The 15,326-nt window shown below is 70.0% G+C and carries 14 protein-coding genes; 6 read left to right on the top strand and 8 right to left on the bottom strand.

Annotated features, from left to right (window positions below; genetic code table 11):
• Positions 1 to 212 precede the first annotated feature (212 nt).
• Positions 213 to 1,403 carry a MarP family serine protease gene (locus tag ACIHFD_RS14565; protein ID WP_397367268.1) on the top strand — a complete coding sequence of 397 codons (1,191 nt, stop codon included), beginning with the start codon at positions 213 to 215 and terminating at the stop codon, positions 1,401 to 1,403.
• Positions 1,404 to 1,557: 154 nt separating this feature from the next.
• Here the strand turns inward: ACIHFD_RS14565 and ACIHFD_RS14570 are convergent, their stop codons facing one another.
• The gene (locus tag ACIHFD_RS14570) at positions 1,558 to 1,971 is read right to left on the bottom strand and encodes a cytidine deaminase (protein WP_397367269.1); all 414 of its coding nucleotides are present in this window, start codon (positions 1,969 to 1,971) and stop codon (positions 1,558 to 1,560) included.
• 121 nt (positions 1,972 to 2,092) lie between these two features.
• On the opposite strand from ACIHFD_RS14570, the gene ACIHFD_RS14575 reads away from it, so the two are divergent.
• A complete protein-coding gene (locus tag ACIHFD_RS14575; RefSeq protein WP_397367271.1) occupies positions 2,093 to 2,377 on the top strand; it encodes a hypothetical protein in 285 nt (94 codons plus the stop codon).
• Between the two features lie 318 nt (positions 2,378 to 2,695).
• Here ACIHFD_RS14575 and ACIHFD_RS14580 read toward each other — a convergent pair whose 3' ends face one another.
• Entirely contained in the window at positions 2,696 to 3,889 is a 1,194-nt protein-coding gene (locus ACIHFD_RS14580) for a serpin family protein (protein ID WP_397367272.1), read from the bottom strand.
• A 133-nt stretch (positions 3,890 to 4,022) separates the two neighbouring features.
• Here ACIHFD_RS14580 and ACIHFD_RS14585 point away from each other — a divergent pair, with 133 nt between their 5' ends.
• The gene (locus ACIHFD_RS14585) at positions 4,023 to 4,631 is read left to right on the top strand and encodes a dihydrofolate reductase family protein (protein ID WP_397367274.1); all 609 of its coding nucleotides are present in this window, start codon (positions 4,023 to 4,025) and stop codon (positions 4,629 to 4,631) included.
• A gap of 255 nt (positions 4,632 to 4,886) precedes the next feature.
• On the top strand, positions 4,887 to 5,246 hold the full coding sequence (locus ACIHFD_RS14590) for a hypothetical protein (protein WP_397367275.1): 360 nt from the start codon (positions 4,887 to 4,889) through the stop codon (positions 5,244 to 5,246).
• Positions 5,247 to 5,574: 328 nt separating this feature from the next.
• Here the strand turns inward: ACIHFD_RS14590 and ACIHFD_RS14595 are convergent, their stop codons facing one another.
• Entirely contained in the window at positions 5,575 to 8,199 is a 2,625-nt protein-coding gene (locus tag ACIHFD_RS14595; protein ID WP_397367277.1) for a hypothetical protein, read from the bottom strand.
• Positions 8,200 to 8,317: 118 nt separating this feature from the next.
• On the opposite strand from ACIHFD_RS14595, the gene ACIHFD_RS14600 reads away from it, so the two are divergent.
• The gene (locus ACIHFD_RS14600) at positions 8,318 to 8,611 is read left to right on the top strand and encodes a hypothetical protein (protein ID WP_397367278.1); all 294 of its coding nucleotides are present in this window, start codon (positions 8,318 to 8,320) and stop codon (positions 8,609 to 8,611) included.
• Positions 8,612 to 8,666: 55 nt separating this feature from the next.
• Here the strand turns inward: ACIHFD_RS14600 and ACIHFD_RS14605 are convergent, their stop codons facing one another.
• From ACIHFD_RS14605 to ACIHFD_RS14620, 4 genes are read right to left on the bottom strand one after another with little or no spacing between them, the layout of a single operon-like run.
• Positions 8,667 to 9,800, bottom strand: a complete 1,134-nt coding sequence (locus tag ACIHFD_RS14605; RefSeq protein ID WP_397367279.1) for an NAD(P)/FAD-dependent oxidoreductase — start codon at positions 9,798 to 9,800, stop codon at positions 8,667 to 8,669.
• 22 nt (positions 9,801 to 9,822) lie between these two features.
• The gene (locus ACIHFD_RS14610) at positions 9,823 to 10,587 is read right to left on the bottom strand and encodes an amino acid ABC transporter ATP-binding protein (protein WP_350731821.1); all 765 of its coding nucleotides are present in this window, start codon (positions 10,585 to 10,587) and stop codon (positions 9,823 to 9,825) included.
• Positions 10,584 to 11,435, bottom strand: coding sequence for an amino acid ABC transporter permease (locus ACIHFD_RS14615; protein ID WP_355200056.1), 852 nt, complete (start codon positions 11,433 to 11,435; stop codon positions 10,584 to 10,586). The genes ACIHFD_RS14610 and ACIHFD_RS14615 overlap by 4 nt, the downstream gene beginning before the upstream one ends.
• Positions 11,432 to 12,319 (bottom strand): ABC transporter substrate-binding protein, encoded by an 888-nt coding sequence (locus ACIHFD_RS14620; RefSeq protein ID WP_397367280.1) that lies wholly within the window; start codon positions 12,317 to 12,319, stop codon positions 11,432 to 11,434. Before ACIHFD_RS14620 ends, ACIHFD_RS14615 begins: the two co-directional genes overlap by 4 nt.
• 233 nt (positions 12,320 to 12,552) lie before the next feature.
• On the opposite strand from ACIHFD_RS14620, the gene ACIHFD_RS14625 reads away from it, so the two are divergent.
• Entirely contained in the window at positions 12,553 to 13,479 is a 927-nt protein-coding gene (locus tag ACIHFD_RS14625; protein ID WP_363983332.1) for a LysR family transcriptional regulator, read from the top strand.
• A 22-nt stretch (positions 13,480 to 13,501) separates the two neighbouring features.
• Here the strand turns inward: ACIHFD_RS14625 and ACIHFD_RS14630 are convergent, their stop codons facing one another.
• Positions 13,502 to 15,283 (bottom strand): DUF2264 domain-containing protein, encoded by a 1,782-nt coding sequence (locus ACIHFD_RS14630; RefSeq protein ID WP_397367281.1) that lies wholly within the window; start codon positions 15,281 to 15,283, stop codon positions 13,502 to 13,504.
• Between the last annotated feature and the right edge of the window lie 43 nt (positions 15,284 to 15,326).

The raw sequence follows: 15,326 nt of genomic DNA on the forward strand, positions 1-15,326 counted from the left end.
AGCCGGGTCGGAGCGAAGGCGACGGTGGCTGCGCTGCGGAAATACAGAGCGATGCCTGAGATCGGTGTGAGCTCCGCCCGCCCTTCCTGCGGGTAGGGCGGACTCATCTTCACACAGCATCTAGAAAGCCGGTCAGGAAATCTGAAATTCCACATTCTGGCGAGATCGATCCGTGTGAAGCGCCAGAGCTCATGTTGTGCTTACCTTTGTCTGTGCCCGGTGATCTACTCGACCTCATTTTGCTGACCCTGCTCATCCTCTCCGGCGTCTCCGGTTATCGCCAGGGATTCATCGTCGGGGCCGCGAGCTTCGTCGGCTTCGTGGGCGGATGCGTGCTCGGGATCTACATCGCGCCACCTGTCGCGGGTCTGGTCGTGGACGGGGATGTCCCGGAATCCATGCTGGCGATCATCATCGTGTTCCTGACCGCGATGATCTTCCAGTTCGGTACGTCCACTGTCGGCGCGGTGATCCGCTCCTACCTGCGGCACGAGCCGGGCAGGATGCTGGACGCGCTGGGCGGCACACTCGTCTCCGGTTTATCGGTGCTGGTCATCGCCTGGCTCGTCGGCAGTGTGCTGGTGTCCAGCTCATTGACCACCATCGTGGAGCAGATCCGCGGCTCACTGATCCTGGGGACGGTGGACCAGGCGATACCCCAGGCGGCACGTGACTGGCAGAAACCGTTCAAGCGGTTCATCGACCGATCCGATTTCCCGCCGGTGCTGGACGCGATCGCCGGCCAGCCGACCGTGAACGTCCCGCCGCCGGATGCGGAGGTGCTCGACAGCGCCGGCCTGCGAGCGGCGCGGACAGGCATCGTTCAGGTGCAGGGAGTGGCCCGCTCCTGCAACAAGCAGATCACCGGCACCGGATTCGTGTACGCGCCCGATCACATCATGACCAACGCGCATGTGGTCGCCGGGGTAGACAGCGAGTTGGTCGTCATCGATCACACCGGCCGATCGCACCCCGCTGTGGTGGTCCACTACGACCCCCAGCGGGACGTGGCGGTGCTGTATACGCTCAACCTCGGGTTGCCGTACCTGACCTTCGAGGCCGAGGCGGACAAGGGCGATGACGCCGTCATCGCCGGGTATCCCAAGAACCAGGGGTTCACCACACAGCCGGCCCGGGTCGCGGCACGGCAGCGGGCTCGCGTCCCCGACATCTACCGGGTCACCGAGGTGACGCGGGAGGTGTACCTCATCCGGGGCAAGGTCCAGCAAGGCAATTCGGGCGGCCCCCTGTTGAGCCCCGACGGCCGGGTGCTGGGCGTGGTCTTCGCCGCCGTCGTCAGCGCGGACGACACCGGGTACGTGCTCACCGCCTCCGAGGTCGCCTCCGACGCCCGCCGCGCCGCCGGCGCCACCCAGCCCGTCAGCACTCAGGCCTGCGACTGACGCGGGTTGTTCGGGACCTCCAGCCGTCCTGTACGGATGAGGTCGGCCAACTCGACCAGCACCTCGACGGTGGATGCCCGGGCGTTCCACCCGGGCGAGCGCGACGCCCCCATTCCGCGGTCGGCGCCTCCGCTGACACCGTACGAGGCGCGGGTTACCCGGCGTCGAGCTGGTGGTCGGCCCAGACGTAGGTTTCGGGGAGCAAATCGGTGATGAGGACCGTTCGGATGCGGTCGGCCTTGCCGACGATGACCTTGAGGGCGGGGAAGTAGTCGAGGAGGACCTGACGGCAGCGGCCGCACGGGGGGACGACGCCCCGGTCGCGATCGCCCACGGCGACGATGGTGTCCAGCTCGTAGGCGCCTTGGGCGGCTGCCGCGCCGATGAGGACCAGCTCGGCGCAGGGTCCTCCCGTGAAGTGGTAGGCGTTCACGGCGGTGATGATCCGGCCGTCCCGGGCACGGGCCGCGGCTGCCATGGTGTGGTTGTCACCCCGGCAGCGAGTGCGGGCGACGTGCGCCGCGGCCTCGATGAGTTCGTGGTCGACGTGGTGGGGCTGCGTGGTCATCTTCTCTGCTGTTCCAGGTCCTGAATGTGGCATTCATTACCGGCCCTTGGCTTCACAGGGCCCGTGGCGGGGGTAGTTCCTCCTTCATGGGGCGATCTTGGGCTCCAGGAGGAGGTTGACGATGTACGCAATGGTACGGCGGTACGAGGGGGTAACCGATCCCGCTGAGGCCGGGCGCCTGGTGAGTGAGGAGTTCGTGCCACTCATCCGCCCGATCCCCGGGTTCGTGGCCTATTTCTGGGTTGATGCCGGGGATGGGGTGATGCTTTCCACCAGCGTCTTCGAAGATCAGGCTGGAGCCGAAGCATCAACCAAGAGGGCCTCGGACTTCGTGCGGGAGCGCATGGTCTCCCTGCTTCCCAACCCTCCTCAGGTCACGGCCGGTGAGGTTGTGGCGTCCGGGTAGTGGGCCACCCGGATTGCCGCCGCGTCAACGTCCGTAGGGCCGGTGTCCCTGGGCTTCCCGGGGGCCGGGTGGCGACCGAGGACAGCATTCCGGAGCCTGGAACGCCCTCCGCCGCGCGGAGTGCCACTTCTGGCCTGGAGCCCGTGGCTCGTGTTCGTCACCGCCCCGGCGGCGGCCGGAGTGTGGCTCGGTGACAAGCAAGGCCGGGCCGGTGTCATGGGGCAGTTGGGCGTGCTGGGGATCGGGGTGGCCGTCACCGTGCCGGGCTGGTCCTGTTCGCACGCCTCGGTTGAACGGCAGCCCGGCTGCTCGGCTCCTTCACTCTTCAAGCCTGCTCAGGTTCTGGGGTTCGGCGACCCAGCCGGCGGTCAGGATGAGGCGGCTTCGGCGGTCGACCGTGAGGAATCCGAAGGGATGGCTGAAGTCGAGGTCGATGTGTCTGACGCGGTAGGGAGGTGGTGGGGCGATTCCGCCTCCGACGGCGCCGAGGGCGGTTACGGCGGCGGCCTCGAAGCCGGTGGCTTGGAAGGTGGCGACGGCGTCCTGCCGGGCCTGGGTGACGGCGAGCGGTTGGGCGCTGATGCCGGGGAAGTGCCCGCGGGTCACGTCGGTCACCGTTGCCAGGCCGAAGACTTCGGGCAGGTCCAGGAGGTCGTGCGTGGAGGCGATGGTGAAGCGCGGGACCGTGACGTTCAAGGCGTCGTCGGGGGCGCGGTCGCGGACGTGACGGACGGTCACTCCGGGACCCGGGCTGCCCGCAGGCAGGAGGCCGGCTGGGGTGGTGGGGTGGCGTCCGGCCAGTACGTCGATGCCGGCGGTGAGGACGTGGCCGGGTTTCATCGATTCGTCACCGAGAACGAGGTGGACGTCGATTCCGCCCGTGCCCATGACGCGGAGCATGGTCAGCGGGCCGGCGGGGGTGTCGGCGACTCTGGCGCGGTCGAGTACGCGGGTCCTGCGGCGTAGGACGTGGATCTCACGTCCGGCCCACGGGCCGTCCTCGAACAGGTCGATGCCGTCGGTGAACGGGCGTAGCCAGGTGGTGCGGACGGTCAGCGCCATGGCCAGGACGAGGAGCACGCGGTCGGTCAGCTGGAGGGGCATGGCGGGAATGAGCCCGCCGGTCTGCTCCTTGGCCCAGGCGTCGAGCCGGAGCTGGTCCGCGGCAGGGTCCGAGGTCAGCTCGCCGTACATGCCTTCGGGAAGCGTCGCGATCCAGGCCGGATGCAGTGGCACGTCCGGCCGCGACCACAGGCCCAGTGCCGACCGGATCGCCGTGGACCTGTCCATGATCGACAGTACGGCTCGGGCCGCCTGGGACGCGGTGGCGGCGTCCATCCCGACGGCATCCTGCAGTTCTGTACGGCCTCGTCCCTCGGCGGCCGATGCCAGGTGGGCCAATAGTGGCCAGGCCCCTGCGCCGGCCATCACGACCGATCCACCCGAACAGGTCTGCACCCACCGGGCGGTTAATGCGTTCACCGCGGTCGCCGAGTCTTGCTGCCAGTTCATGGAGGTGACCGTACAGGGATCAAACTCCCGTTCCGAAGGGAGACCTTAAGAGATCCGTAAGGTGATTCCGCGAGGCTACAGAACATCAGAGCGGCTGAGCCGGACGGCTCCGCCCCTTCCTTGGAGGAACATCATGAGGACGATCGCTGCAAGCCTGTTCATCTCGCTCGACGGGGTCGTCGAGGAGCCGGCGCAGTGGCACTTCCCGTACTTCAACGACGAGATGGGCGCCGCCGTGACGGCGCAGATGGCCGACACCCTGCTCCTGGGCCGCAAGACCTATGACAGCTTCGCCGGAGCGTGGCCGGAGCGGGAGGCCGAGGGCGGCGAGGACGCGGGCTTCGCGAAGACGCTCGGCGACGCGCGGAAGATTGTCGTGTCGCGCCAGCCCCTGGAGTTCAGCTGGCGGAACTCCGAGCTGCTCCAGGGCGACCTGGTCGAGGCGGTGACCGCGTTGAAGAACGAGCAGGGCGGCCGCATCGCCGTCAGCGGCTCGGTGTCGGTGGTCCGCCAGCTCCTGGCCGCGGGGCTGCTGGACGAACTGCACCTGCTGGTGCACCCGATCGCCGTCCGCAAGGGCGAGCGCCTGTTCGACGAGGGGGAGAGCTCCATCCCGCTGGAACTGATCAAGTCGGAGACGTTCGCGACGGGCGTGCTGTACCTGGTCTACCGGCCCGCCGGGGCGAGCGGTGACGCCTCCTACGACGACGCCAAGGCCCACCTGTCCCAGGGCGGGCAGTAGACGCGAGAGTACAGGGGCATGCCGGCCGATGAGGTGTAGCTGTGCGGCCGAGGTCCATGGAGAACTCGGCCGGCACGACCTCACACAGGTCCAGCTGTGTTGAGGTCGGCGGCGAAGTGTCATAGTCGTACTGCTTCTCCCAGGAGTGAAGCCACGAAGGCTGTCGAACCGCAGAGGTCAGTGATGAAGAAGTCATTCAGAGGCCTTGGCGGCGGCAGGATCGAAGATCACACACCTCCGCTCCCCGGACACCCCGTGCGAACGGACAAGATCGCACGCGTCGGCCCCTCCTGGCGGTACCGGATCTCGGGGCCCTTCCTCCTCACCGCGCTCCTGGGATTCGGCGCCTTGGCCGGCGCCCTCTTCCTGCCCCGCTACCTGCTCGCATGGGACCTGGGCGCGGCAAAGCCGCCGGCCGACTACGCCACCGCCGTGAACAACATCCGCACCGCCCTGCTCCAGGGCGTCGGCGGCCTGGTGCTGCTGATCGGCGCCGGACCATCGGGGAGATCCTCTCCGCGTTCGTCGGCAACCGAGCCTGCGAGCCGCAACGTGACGCCCGGCACGCCGCCACGGCGGCGGGCAGCTCGTCAACCTCTCCTTCCGCGCCCCTGACATCCACGCCGCACTGACCGTGCTCGGCCGCCGGGACACGGTCCGGGGACAGGTGCTCCGCCTCGACCGCCTGGTCCTGCCACGCTGACCGGCGCCGTCGTGACCGGTGCTTCGCTGAAACGCGTGGTCTTCGACGAGACCACCGCCTGGCCCGACGGCTTCGACACCTCCCGTATCACACCCGCACGGATACGCTCGCTCCCGCCTGTCCGTATCAGGGACTACGAAGAGCTCGCTGTCCGGCCGGCGCCCGTCAAGACCGACTCAGCGGCCGAAGCCGAGTAGGCCACATCAGCGGGCAGGGGCTACGCCGGCGTCCGCCCGGGTGTCACCAGGGGTCGACGTCGACGCCGGTGGTGACGATTCGCAGGGCCGTGGAGGCGACCCACGGCCGGTCGTGAGAGCTGATGCCGCCGTAGGACGGCATCGGCAGCTCGGGGAGCAGGGCCAGCACCGCGCTCAGGTGGCGGCATTCGGCGGCTTGGACGGCGAGCTTGACGGTCGGGCCGTGGCGGCGTCCCGGGGGCATGCGGAGCAGCTCGGCACGCGCCTGCGCGAGGGCCTCGACGTCCGCGCCGCCGGGCCCGGCCGGGCGGCCGTGGGCGGCGTTGCGTTCCGCGATCGGCACGGCCTCCTCCACCCAGCAGTTGTAGCGCTCACCCCAGTCCACGAGCATGCGCGGCAGGCCGTGCTCGACGAGGAGCCGCTGCGCGCCCCAGCCCTGGAACCAGCCGTCACCGGACCGGAGCAACTCCTCGGCGAGCTCCACCTTGCCCTTGCGCAGCAGGTAGCCCAGGAACGGGATGCCGACGTCGTCGCCGGCCGCGCCGGTGCCCTCGGCGAGCAGGGCGCGCGCCTCGCCCTCGCGGCCGCATTCCATCAGTGCCCGGACGACCGGGAGGCTGTGGTCCCAGCCGCCGTCGTTCTCGCGGACCTTCTCCCGTGCCCGGTCGAACCACGCGTCGGCCTGTGCGCCGTCGCCCAGCAGCGCATGGACGGCGCCCATGGAGCCCGCCGTCGAGGCGGACTCACCCCACATTCCGTCGGTACGGCTGAAGACGGAATGCGCGTCGTCCTTCAGCCCCGAGGTTGCGAGCATCATCGCCACCTCGGCGGCGACGCGTGGCCGGCGATGTTCGGGCAACGTCCCGATCAGCTCCAGCGCCCCGGCCGTCTCCCCGCGCAGCGCCCTGAGCACGGCCGCGGAGTGGAGCGCCTCGCCGGCCCAGGTGTTGCGGCGGTTGACCCCGTACTCCACGACCGCCTCCCGGAAGGCGTGGAAAAGGTCGTCGACGGTGGCGGTGTCGGGCGGCGGCCACTCCTGAGGGTCCGGGTCCGTCATCGTCCGGCCCCGGAAGGGCTCCAAGTACTCGTACAGCGGTTCGGGCACGCGTTCGGCCGCGGCGGGCGCGTCGGGGACGACCTCCAGCTCACCCCAGTGCACGGGCCAGGCGAACCGCCGGGCGGGCGCCCACGCGAGGGCCGCGGCCAGGTCGTCGTCGCGTCCGGGAGGGGCGATCACGACTCCGGGCAGCAGGGCGACGGCCCAGGTCTCGTCGTCCAGCGCGAACGTGGGGTTCGGTTCGGGGTACATGTCCTCCCCGAAGTCCTCGTCGTCGAGCATCAGGGGACGTGGCGCGGACGGCTGCCGCAGCAACCTGAAGTCGCCGATCACCTCGCCGGAGTCCGCGCGCAGGAACCGCAGCACCGTCGTGCCCAGCACCACGAGCACGTCGTCGGCGCCCCAGTGCACCCCCGTGGCCTCGGCGGGCGCGTCGAAGGAGCGCAGCCGTTCGCCTTCCTCGTCACCGAGCGACCAGATCTCGACGCGGCCCTCGGCGGTCAGGCACGCGGCCCGCTCGCCGTCCGGCTCCCAGGCCCAGGGGCGTACGTCCAGGTCGTAACTCGGCGACCGCAGCTCGAGGTCGAGGTCATACCGGTGCTGCCCGGTTCTGTCCACGATGCCGACGCGCGAACTGCATTCGACGATCGCCAGGCGCGTCCCCCACGACATGAACGTCACCTCGGCGTACCCGGGCCCCTCGGACACCCGCCGCCCCGTCAGCGCGTCCGCGATCACCAGGCGGCCGTCGTGGTGATAGGCGAGGAGGCTTTCGTCGGGGCTCCATTCGCCGGACGGCCACGTGTAGTTGCGGTCGCCCTCGGTCATCCACGTGACGCGGCCCGACGCGGCGTCGATCGAGCAGATCCGCCCGTCGTGCAGGTTCCCGTAGAGCCGCCGGCTGTCCCGCGACCAGACGACCCGGTCCAGGACGAACCGGGCGCGGTCCGACAGCGGTTCGATCCTGGGGTCGTCCGGCCAGACCTCCCCGCCGTCCAGCGGGACGACGGCGCCGTGAGCGCGCGCGTCGGCCTCCTGAAGGACGTAGGCGCGCACACCGTCGGGCGCCAGGGCGAACGGGTCCGGGCGTCCCGAGTAGGTGAGGCGAGCGGTTCCGACGGGTTCGTTCTTCTCGCCGAACGGGTCCCAGACGCCCACGTTGTTCGACCGGTAGGCCATGGCGAGGCGCGAATCGTCCGCCGACCACTGGATGACCTCGCCGTAGCCGGGCCAGCCGATCCCGCCCTCGATCCAGTCGATGACGTTGACGCACCGCCCGGTGGTCACCTCCCAGATCTGCAGGGTGGCTCCGCGGTCGTAGTCGTCGCCTCCGAAGTCGCCCACCGCCAGATACCGGCCGGACGGGCTGAGCGCCTGCGCGGTGATCTCGACCTGGTGGACGTCCGGATGGCGTAGCAGCGCGCCGTGCTCCCGGATCCGCTCGGTCGCGTACCGGTGCGCGTCGACGACGCCGTGGCGTCGCTCCAGCTCGACGAGTGCGGCGCGCAGCGGGACAAGGTCGTGTTCCGGGACGAACGCGGTCCAGTCCGCGGCCCGCAGCGCCGCCTCGAAAGCCTCAGGTCCGGTCTCGGGCGAGTCGGGGATCTTCATGCCCAGTGATCGTACGACCGAGGGTGCGTGGAAGGAGGGTGAACGCGGTCGTCGGCGCGTGGAACGGGATGGAACGCCCATCGGGTGTAGACCCACCGACGAGCCATGAGGAGCTCCCATGTCGTACCTGATGAAAAAGCTGCTGGTCGCGGCGGCGCTGGTCACCGCGACCGCCACTGCCACCGCCACGGCCGCGACCGCCCAGAGCGGCGCGCTGTTCGACGGCTTCGGCAAAGGAGTCGTGGAGGATACGGCGCTCGCCAACGCGGAGAGCGCCGCCAGGCAGAACGCGCTCGACCACGGGTTCACGGCGTGCGACGTGTTCGAGTCGGTGGTCTCCCAGGATGCGCGGACGCACGTGTTCTTCGCGTTGGTCACGGTCCGCTGCGACGACGAGGCCGTGCTGGGATGATCCCGGTGACGGACACCCCCGAGGCCGCACACTGCGCATGCGGCCTCGGGCGGGGTCAGCGGGTGGTCATGAGGGTCAGGCTCTCGTCCTGTACGGAGGCCGTGACGCCGCGGCTGATGCGGTATCCGGCGAGGCCGGGGCCGTCACCGTCGATGATCTCCTGAGCCGCGAGCCGGCCGAGCTCGGGCGCCAGGTTGACGCCGCTGTGGGTGACGAGGTGGTAGAGGCCGGGGACCTCGGGGTGTGTGCCCGCCAGCGGCAGGCCGTCCGCCGGCACGGGCCGGACGCCGAGGCGTACGCCGGCCAGTCGGGCGGCGCGCAGCGCGGGAAGGACCCGCTGGCCGCCGGCGTGCAACCGTTCGGCCAGGGCGTCGTCGCTCTGGCCGGGCAGCAGCGCGTCCACGGGCCAGGAGATGGAGCAGATCCGGTCTCCGGGGGCGGGGCGCAGGTCCACCTCGGGCGTGGCCAGGATGGCGTCGAGCCGCAGGCCGGGGACCGGGGTGCTCTCTCCCACCAGCCCGGGGATCCGGGTCATGGGCAGGTCGGTGCCGGCCAGCGCGGCGATGCGGTCGGCGTCCGGGCCGGTGCAGTTGACCACCCAGTCGGCCTCCCAGCGTCGCGTGCCGGTCTCGACGCCGGTGACGGCGTCGCCGTCGCGGATCAGCGCCTGTGCCCGCAGGCCGTACCTGATGTCGGCGCCGAGCGTGGCGGCGCGATCGAGCAGGCGCTGCACGAAGAGCGGGGCGTCGTACCACGCGCTCTGGTCGTGGACCACGAGCTCGCTCGCCGTGCAGGCCGCCGGGTCGACGGCGGGGGCGAGTTCGCGCAGCTCGGACGGGTCGGCGATGCGGCAGGGATGCCCCCACGACTTGAGGCGGACGGCCCGCTCCCTGAGCCCCCGCTGGCTCTCCTCGCTGTCGCCCCACTGGATGGCGGGCATGGGGTGCCGCCACGACGGGCCTTCGAGCTCCTCGGCCAAAGTGGCGTGCAGGGCCGCGCTGGCGCGGTTGAGCTCGTAGTAGGCGCGCGGGGTCTTCAGGTGGGTGACGTCCATGGAAAAGGTCGCGCTGGAGGTGCCTGCGGCGGGGCCGCCGGCCTCGATGACGACGACCTGAGCCCCTGCGGCGGCCAGGTGGTAGGCGACGGAGGCACCGAGCACTCCGGCGCCGAGAACGATGACGCGGGACACGTGGATATCTTTCCTTCGGGAGTCAGAGGACCTTGCTGAGGAATGCCCGGGTGCGCTCGTGCCGGGGCTCGCCGAGCACGGCGCCGGGCGGCCCGGACTCCACGACGACCCCGTCGTCCATGAAGACGATGGTGTCGCACACCTCGCGGGCGAATCCCATCTCGTGGGTGACGATGATCATCGTCATGCCGTCCTCGCGTACGAGGTCGCGCATGACGTCCAGGACCTCGCCCACGAGCTCCGGGTCGAGGGCCGAGGTCGGCTCGTCGAACAGCATGAGGTCGGGCCGCATCGCCAGGGCGCGGGCGATGGCGACGCGCTGCTGCTGGCCGCCGGACAGCTGGTCGGGGCGGCTGTTCGCCTTGTCGGCCAGCCCCACCCTGGTCAGCAGGGCGTGGGCGCGCTCGCGTACCTCGGCCTTCGGCTCCTTCTTGACCATGATCGGGGCCATCATGATGTTCTCGAGCGCGGTCATGTGCGGGAAGAGGTTGAAGCGCTGGAAGACCATCCCGATGTCCACCCGCTGGGCGGCGATCGCCTTGTCCGGCAGCTCGTAGACCTTCCCGTCGCGCTCCTCGTAGCCGATCAGGTGGTCGCGGAAGTAGAGGCGGCCGGCGTCGATGCGTTCGAGGTGGTTGATGCAGCGCAGGAAGGTGGACTTGCCGGACCCCGACGGGCCGATCACGGCCAGCACCTCTCCCTCCGCGACCTCCAGATCGATGCCTTTGAGTACGTCGAGCGCTCCGAACCGCTTGTGCACGCCTTCCGCGCGGATAAGGGTCGTCATCGGCTGAACCTGCGTTCGATGTAGTGCTGCCCGGCGTTCAGGACGGTCGTGGCCACCAGATACCAGAAGCACGCGACCGTGAGCAGGGCGACCTGCTGGAAGTTCCTGGAGTAGATGCCCTGGATCGAGGTCAGGAGCTCCGGTACGGCGATGGCGAAGACGAGGGAGGTGGTCTTGAGCATGGAGACCACCTGGTTGCCCGTCGGCGGGATGATGACCCGCATGGCCTGCGGAAGAATGATCTTGCGCAGGGTCTGGAAGCGGGTCAGGCCCAGGGCGTGGGCCGCCTCCGTCTGACCGTGGTCGACGGAGGTCATGCCGGCCCGCACGATCTCGGCCATGTAGGCCGCCTCGTGCAGGCCGAGGCCCAGCACCGCCGCGGTGAGCTGGGTGATGATCAGGTTGGTGTCGACCTCGAAGAACGTCGGCCCCCAGGGCACACCGAGCCCGATCTTCGGCACCACCGCGGACAGGAAGTACCAGAACAGCAGCTGCACCAGCAGCGGCACGCCGCGGAAGACCCAGATGTAGAACGCGCTCAGCGCCGCCAGCAACGGGTTGGGCGACATGCGCAGCACGGCCAGCACGATGCCGCCCGCGACGCCGACGAGCATGGCGAGCAGCGTGAGCAGCAGCGTGGTGCCGAGCCCGCTCAGGACCGCGGGGGAGAAGAGGTACTCGCCGACCACCTTCCACTCCATGCGCGGGTTGGCCACCCAGCCCTGCAGCAGGAAGATCACCAGGAAGCCGAGGACGGCCGCGCTCACCCAGCGCCCCGGATGGCGGAGCGGGACGGCCTGGATCCGCTCCCGTGGAGCCGGGGGAGCGGTCTGCCCGGTCGTGGTCACGACTCGCCGCCGTTGAGCACGGCCTTGTCGAGGGCGCCCGACGACATCTTCCACTTGTCGAGGATCTTGGCGTAGGAGCCGTTCTCCATCAGCTTCTGCAGCGCCTGCTGCACGGCCTTGGAGAGGTTCTGGTCCTCCTTGTTGACGAGGATCCCGTACGGCAGGAAGCGGTAGGGCTCGCCCACCTGCTTCATCCGGCCGCCGGACTGCTCGGCCTGGTAGGTGATGGTGGGCGTGCCGCCGATGAAGGCGTTGGCCCGGCCGGTGGAGACGGCCTGCAGACAGCCGACCGTGTCGGGGAACACCAGCACCTGGACCGCCGGCTTGCCCGCGTCCGTGCACTTCTTCTTCTGCTGCTCAGCGTCGTCGGCCTGGGCGGTGCCCTGCTCGACGGCCGCCGTCTTCCCGCAGAGATCGTCGAGCGACTTGATCGTCTGGGCGTCCTTCTCCTGGACCAGGAGCGAGCTGCTGGTCTTGAAGTAGTCGACGAAGGTGACCTTTTCGCGGCGTTCCGGCTTGTCGAGCATCGCCTGGATGGCCAGGTCGTAGCGGCGTGCCTGCACACCGGCGATGAGGCTGTCGAAGCTGGCCTGGCTGAATGTCACCTCGACGCCGAGCACCTGGCCGATGGCCTTCATCAGCTCGGGTTCGAGGCCGATGACCGACTTGTTGTCGGTGTCGAGGAAGACCAGGGGCGGGTAGTTGTGACCAGCGGCCACGTTGAGCGTGCCGCTCTTCTTGATCTTGTCGGGCAGCAGGTCATGCAGTTCCTGATTCTTCTGCTGTGCCGGGGCGGCCGCCTGGGAGGCGCCGCCTCCGGAACAAGCTGTCAGGGACAGGAGTCCCGCCAGGCCGAATGCGGCGGCTGTTTGGGTGAACCGCATCGCGCAGGACACCACCTCTCGCGCTTGGTACTACTACGTTCCGTAAACACCAATATTGGGGGTCCGTTTGGATACGACAAGGTAAGCGAGCATGCGCATTGGTGCACATCCTGTTCACTCCTCCTTATCCTCTTTCTCATCCGCCCCAGGTAGCCGCCCAGGTGATCGATCGCCTTGCCTCAAGATGGTCCGCGGTCTGGTGATGCTTATCGCCGGACTGTTAAGTTGAGCCGATGCTTACTCCCGCCCAGCTTCAGGCGATCCGTGAGGTGGTCGCCACCGGTTCGCTCCGGACCGCCGCCAAGCGCCTCGGGTTCACCCCGTCGGCCATCTCGCAGCAGGTCTCCTCGCTGGAGCGGACCCTGGGCGTCCAGCTGTTCGAGCGCCTGCCGCGCAGCATCCGGCCCACCGCGGCGGGGGCCGAGCTGGCCCGCAAGGCAGCCCGGCTGCTGGCCGACCTCGAGGCGGCGGAGGAGGAGATGCGTTCCTTCGCCACCACCCACCGGGGCAGGCTGCGGCTCGGCAGCTTCTGGTCCGCCGGGTTCCGGCTGGTGCCCGCCGTGCTGGCCGAGTTCCTGCGCGACCGGCCCAACGTGGACATCCGCTACGAGGAAGGCGATCCGCACCGGACCATTCCCGCCGTCAACGAGGGGCGGCTCGACCTGGCCGTGGTCTTCGAGTACGGCATGGTGCCGCACAACTGGCCGAAGGACCTGACCATGACGTTGATCATGGAGGAGCCGCTCTACGTGCTCGTGCCGACCGGTCACCGGCTGGCCGCCCGCAAGCGCATCCAGTTCGGCGAGCTGTCAGCCGAACGGTGGATCTCCTACACCGAGGGGATGGACGCCTCGCTCAACCTGTCGCACATCTGCGCGGCCAGCGGCTTCGACCCTGACGTGCTGTTCCGCACCAACGACTACAACCTGCCCTTCGAGCTCGTACGCAAGGGGCTGGGGGTGGCGATCGTGCCGGAGCTGGCGATGATCGAGTCGCGCGAGGTGTGCGTGTTCCGGCTCGGTGACCCCTCCCAGGTCCGCAGGGTCTTCACCGTGTGCCGCGCCACCGACCCCAACCCCCTGCTCGGTCACGCGACGAGCATGCTCATCAACGCCGCCGAATCCCTGCACCAGCGCGCGGACCTCCCCATCGCCGTATGAACCCGGCCCGCGCGGCCGGCGCTCAGGGGCCGAGCAGCGGCTCGACGGCGTCCCACGTGGGAGGCGCAGGCCATTCGCTCCCCTCCGCCGCCTCCAGGCCGATGACCGCGCAGGCCAGCAGGTGTTCGCCGGGCGGCAGCTCGCCCGTCAGCGTGGGGATCGTGGTGCGCGGGGCGAACACGTTGGTGCCGGGCAGGGGCGTGACCAGGGCGCCCTCCCGCCCGCCGGACAGGTCCTCGATCACGCACAGGCCGTTCGGCGAGTCGAGCCGGGCCCACCCACTACCGGTCTCCACTCGGGTAGGCGGCCGGTCCCGGTCGACCGCGAAGGCGCCCTCGGCCGTGCGCAGCGCCCGTCCGGTCCTGATCCGGTGCACCCGTACGTGCCACGGGGGCAGCGCCACCAGCCAGGTCTCGATCTCCACGTCGTCCCAGGGCTTCCAGTGCTCGTGCAGCACGCCGTCGGAGGCGGAGACGTCGTACGGCAGCTCGCACGGCCGCCAGTGCTCGCCGTCCTCGCTGAGCGCCAGCGTGCTGTCGAAGGCGCCCTGTTCGAGCCCCAGTGTCCCGGCCGGCACGCTGAAGCCGAAACGCGTGGAGTAGGCGAACTTGGCGTACTTGGCCGCGCCGTGCCGCATCCACGGGGCGTGCTGCCCCGCGCTCAGCAGCACCACGTGCCGTCCCTCCTCGCAGCGCAGCAGCGCCACGCCCGCCTCCGGCTGGGTGCTGACCTCGGGCAGCGGCGGCGCGTCGGCCTCCTTCGCGGCCCAGAACGGGTGCTCCGCGGGCAGGGCGAGCGGCAGGAACGCCTTCATGGCCCAGTACGGCGAGCCGGGCGCGTTGTACTGCTCGGCCAGGTGCGGCTGGGGATAGCCGTAGCCGATGGTGAGCAGCCCGGCGGTGTCGCGGATGGGCCGGCCGCCCCACCAGCGCACGTTCCGCAGCAGGTGGCCCTTGGTCACCTCCCACGGCAGCGCCTCGACCCCGGCGAAGGCCAGCGCCCCCCAGAACGCCGACTGCGCGAAGCGGTAGGTCAGGCTCCTGCCGAACGGGACCGCAACCCCCTCGCTGGTGAACCAGTGCTGGAAGTCGTGGGCGAACGCCGCGGCCCGCTCGCGGAAGCGCCCGGCCCTGGCCGGGTCGTCGCCGAGCGCCGCGTAGATGAGGCCGTAGTAGTGCATGGCGAACGGGATGTAGTAGTCGCGCTGCCACTTGGGCCCGTCGGTGTACCACCCGCGCCCGAGGTCGAACTCCTCCAGCCGGTCGAGCCTGGCCGTGTTGGCGTCGCGGTCGTGGGCGACCCCGACGCGGTCGAGCCCGAGCCCCACCATGACCGGGAAGAACAGCCAGTTGTTGTCGTTGGGCTCCACGGTGACCGCGTGCCGCAGCCAGGCGGCCACCATGTCGCGCTGCGGGCCGGTCAGCGGGTCCCAGACCTGCTCGGGGGCCAGGGCGAGCGCCAGGCCGATGGCGGCGGTCTCGACCAGCCGCTGGTTGCGGTCGAAGGCGGTGCCCCAGTAGTCGGGGTGCTCGGGGTCGGTCCCGGCGGCCAGCCCGGCGCGCCAGAGCTCCCAGTGGTCGAACGCCCCGCCGCCGGCCGCCAGCGGCGCCAGCCCCCACAGCGGCCGGGCGAACGCTTCCAGCTCGGAGGCGGCCTGGTCGTAGTGCGCCGTGTTGAACCCCAGCCGCAGCCGCCCCCCGCCCGCGCTGAATCTGGTGGTCAGTGGTGCGACCAGGTCCAGGACCTGCCGCTGCAGATCGTCTCGGTCGCTGCCAGGCCGCCCTGCGCGGTCGTCGGTGTCCACGGGTTCTCTCTCCTCCGCTGGGAAAGCGCTTTCAGAAAGACAG

This window comes from Nonomuraea sp. NPDC051941 (assembly GCF_044593615.1).

Coding starts and splice junctions, on each gene's coding strand:
- ACIHFD_RS14595 (WP_397367277.1), bottom strand. CDS start 8,199: ATGAAGATCCCCGACTCGCCCGAGACCGGACCTGAGGCTTTCGAGGCG.
- ACIHFD_RS14575 (WP_397367271.1), top strand. CDS start 2,093: ATGTACGCAATGGTACGGCGGTACGAGGGGGTAACCGATCCCGCTGAG.
- ACIHFD_RS14625 (WP_363983332.1), top strand. CDS start 12,553: ATGCTTACTCCCGCCCAGCTTCAGGCGATCCGTGAGGTGGTCGCCACC.
- ACIHFD_RS14610 (WP_350731821.1), bottom strand. CDS start 10,587: ATGACGACCCTTATCCGCGCGGAAGGCGTGCACAAGCGGTTCGGAGCG.
- ACIHFD_RS14585 (WP_397367274.1), top strand. CDS start 4,023: ATGAGGACGATCGCTGCAAGCCTGTTCATCTCGCTCGACGGGGTCGTC.
- ACIHFD_RS14580 (WP_397367272.1), bottom strand. CDS start 3,889: ATGAACTGGCAGCAAGACTCGGCGACCGCGGTGAACGCATTAACCGCC.
- ACIHFD_RS14620 (WP_397367280.1), bottom strand. CDS start 12,319: ATGCGGTTCACCCAAACAGCCGCCGCATTCGGCCTGGCGGGACTCCTG.
- ACIHFD_RS14600 (WP_397367278.1), top strand. CDS start 8,318: ATGTCGTACCTGATGAAAAAGCTGCTGGTCGCGGCGGCGCTGGTCACC.
- ACIHFD_RS14570 (WP_397367269.1), bottom strand. CDS start 1,971: ATGACCACGCAGCCCCACCACGTCGACCACGAACTCATCGAGGCCGCG.